General features: G+C 74.1%; 4 protein-coding genes. 2 read left to right on the top strand and 2 right to left on the bottom strand.

Going from position 1 to position 3,802, the window contains the following annotated elements:
* Positions 1–857, bottom strand: an 857-nt coding sequence (locus CCL05_RS41300) for an aminotransferase-like domain-containing protein (RefSeq protein ID WP_143590039.1), incomplete at its 3' end; no start/stop codon positions are given.
* Positions 858–917: 60 nt separating this feature from the next.
* Positions 918–1,748 (bottom strand): alpha/beta fold hydrolase, encoded by an 831-nt coding sequence (locus CCL05_RS41305; protein WP_086565699.1) that lies wholly within the window; start codon positions 1,746–1,748, stop codon positions 918–920.
* Between the two features lie 162 nt (positions 1,749–1,910).
* Between CCL05_RS41305 and CCL05_RS41310 the strand changes: the two genes are divergently transcribed.
* Entirely contained in the window at positions 1,911–2,795 is an 885-nt protein-coding gene (locus CCL05_RS41310; RefSeq protein WP_086565701.1) for an RNA polymerase sigma-70 factor, read from the top strand.
* A 171-nt stretch (positions 2,796–2,966) separates the two neighbouring features.
* Positions 2,967–3,728 carry a GntR family transcriptional regulator gene (locus CCL05_RS41315; RefSeq protein ID WP_086565700.1) on the top strand — a complete coding sequence of 254 codons (762 nt, stop codon included), beginning with the start codon at positions 2,967–2,969 and terminating at the stop codon, positions 3,726–3,728.
* The last annotated feature ends 74 nt before the right edge of the window (positions 3,729–3,802 follow it).

The following is a 3,802-nucleotide window of genomic DNA, read 5'->3' on the forward strand; positions in this document are numbered from 1 at the left end:
TCGCCGTCGTAGTCGTCCTCCAGGACGATGCCGTCCACGGACCGCGCCCAGTCCAGCAGCTCGGCGCGACGGCGGGCCGAGTAGGCGATGCCGGTGGGGAACTGATGGGCCGGCGTCGTCGTCACGGCCCGTACGCCCGACACCCGCAGCGGCTCCAGGGCGATTCCCTCCCCGTCCACGGGCAGCGGCACCGCGGTCACCCCCGCCGAGGCGTACAGCGCGTCGTGCTGGGGACTGCCCGGATCCTCCACACCCACCGTGCGCACCCCGCGCGCGTGCAGCGCGAAACCCAGCAGCGTCGTCGCCTGGGCCACCCCGGAGACCACCACGATCCGCTCCGGGTCGGCCACCACACCCCGCCGCCGGGCGAGCAGCCCGGCCAGCGCGGTACGCAGCCGGGGCAGCCCGCGCGGATCGGGGTACCCCAGCTCCTGGCGCGGAAGATCCGCCAGCACAGCGCGCTGCGCGGCGGCCCACGCCGGGCGCGGGAACAGCGACAGGTCGGGCGTCCCGGGCACGAAGTCCGCCCGGGCACCGGGGGAGCGCGGCGCGAGGTCGTGCGCCCGCGCCCGGGCGGTGCGTACGGCCGAGCCCACCCACGTCCCGGCGCCCCGGCCGCTGCGCAGATAGCCCTCCGCCGTGAGCTGCTCGTACGCCTCCGTGATCAGCCCGCGCGACACCCCGAGGTCCGCCGCGAGATCCCGGCTCGACGGCAGCCGGGTGCCCGGCGCGAGCCGGCCCGAGCGGACCGCCTCGCGCAGCGCCGTCTGCAGGGAACGGCCACGCGTGCGTGCCGGCGCGGAAGCGGCCGGGAGCAGCAGCTCCCAGGAGGGCGACACGGGCTCGACACGGTCCATGCGGTCAGTCTGCCGGATCCGCGGCCGGGCTTTCCGCCGGGCCGGGTGCCGCCCCGCTGTTCAGCGGCTCCCGTCGAGGACGACCCGGGCGACCAGGGCCGGGTCGTCGTTCATCGGGACATGGCCGCAGCCGGGCAGCCGTACCAGCCGGGCGCGGGGGATGATGCTCTTGGCGCGCACCCCCTGACGGGGGATCAGCAGCCGGTCCCGGCTGCCCCACGCCACGGTGACCGGCGTGCCGACGATGTCGTCGGTGAACTGCACGGTCCTGCCGGAGCGGAGGGTCTCGGAGAACCCCTGCGCCCGGGCCAGCGCGAGCGTCTCGGCGACCACGGCCTCGGGCGAACGACGGCCCGGGCGGGCGTAGATGGTGCTCGTCAGCAGCGTGCGGCCGATCGCCGGACGGGCCAGCCGTTCGACGACCGGCAGCGGCATCCGCTGGGCTATCTGCCGCATCGTCATCAGCACCGTGAAGGCGTAACGGCGCTCGACATCGTTCCAGAAGCCCGCGGGGGACAGGGCGGTGACGGAGCGGACGAGCTGTGCCCGGGCCAGTTCCAGGGCCAGCAGGCCGCCCAGCGAGTTGCCCGCCACGTGCGGCCGTTCGATCTCCAGCGCCCCGAACAGCGCGGTGAGGACGGTGTTCATGGTCGGCAGGTCGTGCGCCATGCCGTCCGGGAGCGCCGGTGACTCGCCGCACCCGGGCAGGTCCACGGCGATCACGTCCCGCTCGGCGGCCAGCGCGGGGAGCACCGGGTCCCACACCTGCCGGTGGTGGCCGATGCCGTGCAGCAGGAGCAACGGTTCGCCGCTGCCCCGACGCGTGTAGGACAGGGTCACGCTCTGCTCGCCGTGGGCGGAGGCGACGTTGAAGGAGACGGTGGCGGACATGCGGTGCTCCTCGACTGTACTCGCTGACGGACGCCGTAGACAGCTTGTCAGCAATTGCTACCGGCGGGTAGCCCCGAGGTGTCGCCACTTTCCCGGCAGGGCCGGCCGGGACCGGGTGAATTCGCCTGGACAGGGCCGCACCGGTGGGTTGGGATGGAGCCCGTGACCACCGAGACCGCGACCGACGTCTTCGAAGCGCACCGCCCCGTCCTGCTGGGCGTCGCCTACCGCATGCTGGGCCGCGTCGCCGACGCGGAGGACGTGGTCCAGGAGGCCTGGCTGCGCTGGTCGGCCGGCGACCGCGGCGACGTGCGCGAGCCGCGCGGCTACCTCGTACGGATCACCACCCGCCTCGCCATCGACCGGCTGCGCCAGCTCAAGGCCCGCGGGGAGACCTACGTCGGCCCCTGGCTGCCCGAGCCGTACGTCACCGACTTCGGCGACACCGTGCCGGACACCGCCGAACGGGCCGTGCTCGCGGACTCCGTCTCGCTCGCCGTCCTCGTCGTGCTGGAGTCGCTGTCGCCGCTGGAGCGGGCGGTGTTCGTGCTGCGCGAGGCCTTCGGCTTCCCGTACGCCGACATCGCCGCCATGCTCGACCGAGGCGAAGCGGCGGTGCGCCAGCTGGCCGGGCGGGCGCGGGGGCACGTCGAGGAGCGGCGGCCGCGCTACGAGGTCGACCCCGTCCAGCGGCGCGACCTGACCGAACGGTTCCTCGCCGCCGCGGCGGACGGCGACCTCGAAGGGCTGATGGAGCTGCTCGCCCCGGACGTCCGGCTCGTCGGCGACAGCGGCGGCAAGTCGCGGGCGCCGCTGCGGGTCCTGCAGACGGCGGACAAGGTGGGCCGCTTCCTCGTCGGCGCCGCGCAGAAGGGCGTCCCCGACTTCTCCCTGCGCTTCCTGGAACTCAACGGCGGCCCGGCCGTGCTGGTCCTGTCCGGCGACACGCCCGACGCCGTCTTCCAGCTCGACGTCGCCGACGGCCGCGTCCAAGCGGTCTACATCGTCCGCAACCCCGACAAGCTGCGCTCGCTGGCGGCCGTCTAGACGCCGCTGCCGGCGGCCCCGCTGCGGCCTCGCATGAACGTCCCGTGAACGTTCCCGGCCATTGGTCTTGACCAAGGATCAGGGCCGCCCTATGGTCGCAGAGAAGTGAAACAACCTTTAAAAAACAAGGGCGCTAAAACGCTGCCGACCACGGCGATTGCGGAGGACAGGGTGGGGACCACGCAGCTGGAATCGGTGCCGGAACCGAAGTACTGGCATCTCAAGACCGTGCTCAGTGAAGCGCTCGACTCGGAGTTCTCCGTGGGGGAGATCCTGCCCAACGAGCGCGACCTCGCGGCCCGCTTCGGCGTCGCCCGCGCCACGCTCCGCCAGGCCCTGGAGCAGCTCGAACTGGAGGGCAGGCTGCAGCGCCGCCGCGGTGTCGGTACGACCGTCGCGCCGCCCCGCATGGGCGTCTCCCTCGGCACCGGCCCGCACACCTGGCCGGGCGGCCCCGAGGACGCCTGGCAGCCCGTCGACTGCACGGCGGCGGTGCCGCCCGCGGCGGTCGCCGAGGTGCTGGAGACCGGCCTGGAGGAGTCCGTGCACATCGTGCGGCGCTCCCGGGTCTCGCAGGGCCGGCCGGTGGCCGCCGAGCTGTTGTACGTCCCGCAGTCCTCGGTGCCCGAGCTCTCCGGCATCGACGCGCCGTCCGGAGCGGCACGCGCGCGTGCGGTGCTGCGCGAGTTGCAGCGGCTGGAGCTGGACCGGCAGGAGAACGCGGTGGAGCTCGGCTCCGCCGGGGCCGACGACGCGAAGGAACTGGACCGGTTGCCCGGGGCGCCCGTGCTGGTGGTGACCACGCGGTTCGTGGCGGCGGGGCGTGTGGCGGCGTTGTCCGTCGCGACGTATCGCGCTGACACGTGTCGGTTGACCTTCGGGGATGCGGGGGGTGTGGAGATCCACGCCGGGCCTGAGCGGCGGGCGTCCTGAGCCCGCCGCCGTAGGGGTGCGGTGGGTGGGGGGCTGCGGGTGCGTTGTGGCTGGTCGCGCCCACGCGGCGGAGC

Source organism: Streptomyces africanus (assembly GCF_002150735.1).
Classification (GTDB): Bacteria; Actinomycetota; Actinomycetes; order Streptomycetales; family Streptomycetaceae; genus Streptomyces; species Streptomyces africanus.